This is a genomic window from Siphonobacter sp. BAB-5385 (assembly GCF_002261125.1).
Lineage (GTDB): Bacteria > Bacteroidota > Bacteroidia > Cytophagales > Spirosomataceae > Siphonobacter.
On record NZ_NMPS01000175.1, the window covers coordinates 1 to 3863 of the forward strand.

General features: G+C 51.6%; 2 protein-coding genes and 1 pseudogene. All 3 read left to right on the plus strand.

From position 1 onward, the window contains the following. The first annotated feature begins 150 nt into the window (after positions 1–150). The 3 genes and pseudogenes from BWI93_RS17360 (at position 151) to BWI93_RS17370 (ending at position 3597) form a co-directional block, all read left to right on the plus strand. Positions 151–1323, plus strand: coding sequence for an esterase (locus BWI93_RS17360; RefSeq protein WP_094813536.1), 1173 nt, complete (start codon positions 151–153; stop codon positions 1321–1323). A 15-nt stretch (positions 1324–1338) separates the two neighbouring features. Then, positions 1339–2415 (plus strand): esterase family protein, encoded by a 1077-nt coding sequence (locus BWI93_RS17365; protein ID WP_094813538.1) that lies wholly within the window; start codon positions 1339–1341, stop codon positions 2413–2415. A 73-nt stretch (positions 2416–2488) separates the two neighbouring features. Next, positions 2489–3597: pseudogene (locus BWI93_RS17370) on the plus strand (alpha/beta hydrolase-fold protein). Positions 3598–3863 lie beyond the last annotated feature (266 nt).

A 3863-nucleotide genomic window follows, 5' to 3' on the forward strand; every position in this document is an offset into this window, starting at 1 on the left:
GGTCCAGCCTGGAAGGCTCAGGGGCTACTAGTCGGTCAGTAAAAAGGACCAAACCCCGTCTAGGTGAATAACGAGGTTTCAACAGATCAAAAGAACCAGGCTTTTTGTAATAAAGCTGCAAACTCTCTTTACTCTAAACCCCTTTAATCCATGAAAAACCATTACCTCAAAACCCGTCTGAACCGATGGCTGTTCAGCGGATTGCTGCCCGGCCTGATAGGGTTTGCTCAGGCCCAGCCACCGAGGGGACCGCTGGTGGTATCGCCCGAGGTTCATGCGGATCACACGGTTACGTTTCGGTATCTGGCTCCAACGGCCCGGGAGGTAAAGCTGAGTGGACAGTTTGAAAAGTCGGCCGTCCCCCTGACGAAAAATGAACAGGGCATCTGGAGCGTGACGGTGGGTCCAATTAAGCCTGACATCTACCCGTACAGCTTTCAGGTCGATGGCGTGACCGTTATGGACCCGGCCAATGTGGCCTTCTTCCCGAACGAGCGTTTCAAAGCCAGTCTGGTTGATGTACCGGGCGATACACCGCTGATTCATGCCTTGAAAGACGTACCGCATGGAACAGTGTCGTACGAATATTATCCTTCAGTCGAAGGGACAACGGGCTCGCTGGTCGTGTATACACCACCGGGATACGATCAGAATCCTGCTAAAAAATATCCGGTATACTACCTCATCAGCGGCACCACGGATACGGAGGAAACTTTCTACAAAGTGGGTCGGACGAATCTGATTCTGGATAACCTGCTGGCCGAGGGAAAAACCAAACCGATGATCATCGTGATGCCCTACGGCAACATCGCCGCTCGGGTAGCGGAACAGAAGGGCGGGGCCAAACCCGCCGATCCCGTGGTACGCGACGATGCTGACGCCGTGAATCGGGCGAACGCTTTCGGCGACGATCTGATCCAGAACATCATTCCCTACATCGAGAAAAATTATCGAACGCTGGCGAATCGGGAAAACCGGGCCATCGGTGGCTTCTCACGGGGTGGGGGACAAACCCTCCGGGCCGCCTTTGGTCACATGGACACCTTTGCCTGGGTATGTGCCTACAGTTCGTACCTCTCGCCCACCGAAATGGAGAAAAGCTACCGGACCATTGCCAGTAACCCAGCCCAAACCAATAAGCAGCTGAAACTACTCTGGGTAAGCGTCGGAAGTGACGATTTTCTCTACAAAGGCACTCTCGAATTCATGGAGTATTTGAAGACGAAAAACGTGAACTTCAAAAGCCGGATTACGGACGGGGGACACACCTGGATGAATGTCAAGAAATATGTGGCGGAAACCGCTCCCTTACTCTTTCAATAGACGCAGCTTACCGCTATGAAAAAAGTCATTTATCTTCTGTCCGTACTGCTGGGATCAAGTTTGGCCGGAATGGCTCAGCGTCCGCCCGCTATTAGTTCTCCCGACGTACATCCCGATCATCGCATCACGTTTCGCTATTTCTCCCGGAATGCTAAAAAAGTTACGTTAAATGGTGAATTCCTGGCAGCTCCCGTAGCGATGACCAGGGATACTGCCGGCATCTGGAGTGTAACCGTACCCGCGGTGAAGCCTGACGTGTATCCCTATAGCTTTTCGGTAGACAGCGTTCAGATTGCCGACCCCAGCAATACCTACATCTTTGCCAATGAACGCTTTAAACGAAGCATCGTCGATGTACCGGGCGATCAGCCGCTGATTCATTCCTTACAACAGGTACCCCACGGTAAAATCAGTTATCGCTACTATCCGTCGGCAACGCTCGGTCGAACGCGTAACGTACTGATTTATACGCCGCCGGGTTTCGACCCCAACGGTAAAACGAAGTACCCGGTCCTTTACCTGATTCACGGCGGTTCCGACACCGAAGAAACCTGGACGAAAGTGGGACGGGCTCACTGGATTGCTGATAACCTGATTGCCCAGGGTAAAGCAAAACCCATGGTGATTGTGATGCCCTACGGAAACGTCCGGCCCAGCCCCATGGCTGATTTTACCAAAGACCTGGTCAACGATATTATTCCATTCGTGGAAGCGAATTATCCCGTTTACAAAGACAGTAAAAACCGGGCGGTAGCGGGCTTTTCGGTGGGGGGCGGCCAAACGCTTAACATCGGCCTGACTAATCCTGATAAGTTCGCGTACGTCTGTTCCTATGCCCCGTACACGGCCACGGAAGAGTTTGCGAAAAACTTCACCAACTGGTCGCCGAATGCGGAGCAGATGAACAAACAATTGAAACTGTTTACCATTAGCGTGGGTACGGATGACTTTCTGTATGAACCCGTCAAACAGAATATTGCCATGTTCCAAAGCAAGAAGCTGAATCTGACGCCCCTCATCGTTCCGGGTGGCCATACCTGGATGAACTGTAAGTTGTATCTCGCTCAAACCTTACCCCAACTGTTTAAATAAATCCTCCCTTGTTTCTGATACGGAACCAGGGAAGTTTTTCGTGTAAACCTTAATAACCTCTAAAAACAAAGCTATGATTCGGAACACAATCGCGGTCGTGTTGGCCTACGCATTGGCCCAGACCGCCAGTTTTTCACAAACCACTGTAAAGGAAGATTTCAAACCTTCTACCTTAAATCAACCCGGCCAGGAATATCCGCAGGTCAACTCGCAGGGCTATGCCCGGTTTCGGATCAAGGCACCGAAAGCCGATAGTGTGCGAGTGAGTCTGGGCCTGGGTGGAAAAGGAGGAACGCTACTCTCCAGGAGTGACGACGGGTTTTGGGTGGGTACGACGGGTGGGCCCATGGATGAAGGGTTCCACTACTACAATGTGAACATTGACGGAGGAAAATTCAATGATCCGGGGGCGAAGAACTACTACGGCTCCGTACGCTGGGAAAGCGGCATCGAAATTCCCGCTCATGACCAGGACTTCTACGCCCTGAAGGACGTGCCGCACGGCACGTGCAACAGGTACTGTTTCCATCCAAGAGTACGAACACCTCCCGTCGGGCTTTTGTCTACACGCCGCCGGGGTACGAAAAAGAATCGTCCAAAAAATACCCGGTACTGTATCTACAGCACGGCTGGGGGGAAGACGAAACCGCCTGGAGTAATCAGGGACACGCCAACCTGATCATGGATAATCTGATTGCCGAGGGCAAAATCAAGCCCTTCATCATTGTAATGACCTACGGCATGACGAATGAAGTGCGGATGGGAGGGATACGTAATTTCAAGATCGAGCCCTTCCAGACGGTACTCGTCGATGAGTTGATTCCGTACGTCGATTCCCATTTTCGTACGATGGCCAACCGTTCCAATCGGGCGATGGCCGGACTATCAATGGGCGGCATGGAAACGCATACCATTACCCTCAACAAGCCGGAGGTGTTTGGCTATTACGGACTTTTAAGCGGTGGATTGTATACGCCGGAAGAATTAAAGGATCAACCCAAAGCCAACCTGCTCTTCATCAGTTGCGGGAGCAAGGAAAGACCCGAAGCCGTGAAAAAAGCCGCCGAGGACTTGAAAAAGGCGGGATACAACGCCGTTTCCTACGTCTCGGCTGATACCGGACACGAATTCCAGACCTGGCGACGGAGCTTGCATGAACTAGCTCCGCTGCTCTTTAAGTAATCCACTGATCCTTCGCAAAGCCACTAGTTTTGCGAAGGATTCTAGTAACAGGAAGAGTTTTCGTCCCGCTGAGACGGCTGGTCATTTAGTCCATAGGCATTCTTTATAAAGATTTTCCAAGAACCAATAACTAGTATCACAGTGTCAGTATTTCGTCCCACAAGCACGGCTGGTTATTTAGTCCATATGCATTCCATGCCGGCACGCCCGCCGCTCTTTTCATCCTGCACTGGGCCACCGCGTTGCGGATGAAAAAGGCGGTTTTT

Excerpts from the sequence above, each read along its gene's own strand:
- BWI93_RS17360 (WP_094813536.1), top strand. The coding sequence starts at position 151 with ATGAAAAACCATTACCTCAAAACCCGTCTGAACCGATGGCTGTTCAGC.
- BWI93_RS17365 (WP_094813538.1), top strand. The coding sequence starts at position 1,339 with ATGAAAAAAGTCATTTATCTTCTGTCCGTACTGCTGGGATCAAGTTTG.